Annotated in this window: 1 protein-coding gene and 1 pseudogene; both read right to left on the reverse strand. The window is 68.3% G+C overall.

Going from position 1 to position 1,471, the window contains the following annotated elements:
• The coding region (locus tag AB0J09_RS64575; protein ID WP_360714377.1) for an ABC transporter substrate-binding protein at window positions 1-1,269 on the reverse strand (1,269 nt) is incomplete at its 3' end.
• Window positions 1,266-1,471, reverse strand: a pseudogene (locus AB0J09_RS64580) (alpha-glucosidase/alpha-galactosidase); the annotation flags it as partial. The gene AB0J09_RS64575 and the pseudogene AB0J09_RS64580, both read right to left, overlap by 4 nt.

Genomic DNA, 1,471 nt, shown 5'->3' on the forward strand with positions numbered 1-1,471 from the left:
GTCGTTCTGGAAAGAGCTTCCCGTTCTTGTCGTCGTCGCACTGGTGCTGGCCCTGATCATCAAGACGTTTGTGTCCATGGCCTGGGCGATGGCGTTGCCGACCTTCTCCGAGAACTCCGGGTACGCGGGCAGGTGCGGCCTGGCCTGCTTGGCGTTGTCGAGGTTCGCGGTGAAGACGTCGATGCCCGGGAAGTCCTTGACGAACTTCTGGTACGCCGGAAGCCCGGTCGTGGCCTTGCGGATCGGCAGGTTGCCCAGGCCGAGCGACCACCGGGCGTCCTGCTCAGGCCGGGTGAGCCAGGTGAGGAAGTCGGCGGCGGCCTTGGCCCGGCGCGAGCCGTTGTCGAACACGACCCAGTTGTCGGGACCCGCGATGGTCTGGTGGTCGCCGTTGTAGCCGGGCAGCACCTGCACGCCGTAGGAGATCTTGTGGTCGATGACGTCCAGCAGCGCGTACGGCGCCGCGAGGATCATCCCGATCTTGCCGCTCTGGAACAGCGGCACGAACTTCTCGCCGTTCTGGTCGAGGTACACGGACTTGTCCTGGCGGGCCATGGCGCTCCACAGGTCGAGCGCCTGCACCGCCTGCGGCGTGTTGAACGCCGACTTCTTGCCGTCCGGCGTCACGATCGAGCCGCCCTGCTGCCAGAGCATCGGCCAGAACCGCCACACGGTGTCCTCGGTCCCGGTCACGGGGTACGCGGTGCCGTACACGCCGCCGCCGGTCAGCTTCTTCGCCGCGGCGCGGAAGTCGTCCCAGGTCCAGTCCTTGGACGGGTACGCCACCCCGGCCGCGTCGAACAGCTTCTTGTTGTAGATGACGGCCAGGTTGTCGACCAGGGCCGGGACGCCGATGACCTTGCCGTTCACCTCCGACACGGCCCGCTCCGACGGCCAGAAGTCGTCCCAGCCAAACCCTGGGGCCTTCACGGTGGCGGCCAGGTCGTACACCTTGGGGTTCCGCGCCAGGTGCGGCATCCATGTGCCGTACATGTACGCGATGTCGGGCGCCTTGCCGCCGGCCAGGACCGCCTGGACCTTCTGCAGCATCTCGTCCACGTTCGTGGTGCCGACCGCGGGCGTGATCTTCACGTCCGGGTGGGCCTTGCCGTACTCGGCGGCCAGCTCCTCGATGACCTTGGCCTGCAGCTCCGTCTGGCCGTGCCACCAGGTGATCTCGACCGGGCCGCCTGCCTGCTCGGACGAGGAGCCGCAAGCCGTCAGCAGCCCGGCGACGAGGAGGAGCGCCGCCGCGCCGTACGCCTTCACGACCGCCGCCTGAGGGACTCGGGCATCAGGTCGCCGTGGGCCTCGATGAGCGCGTCGCACAGTGAGTCGATCTGCTCGACGGTGAGGGTGGCGGCCGTGTTCGGGTCGGCCATCATGGCGTGCCGGACATGCTCGGGCCGCCCCTCGGTGACGGCGCGTACGGTCAGCTCGTTGACGTTGACGTACGCGCGGTTGAGCGCCG

The sequence above is a fragment of the Nonomuraea sp. NPDC049784 genome (genome assembly GCF_040659615.1).
Classification (GTDB): domain Bacteria; phylum Actinomycetota; class Actinomycetes; order Streptosporangiales; family Streptosporangiaceae; genus Nonomuraea.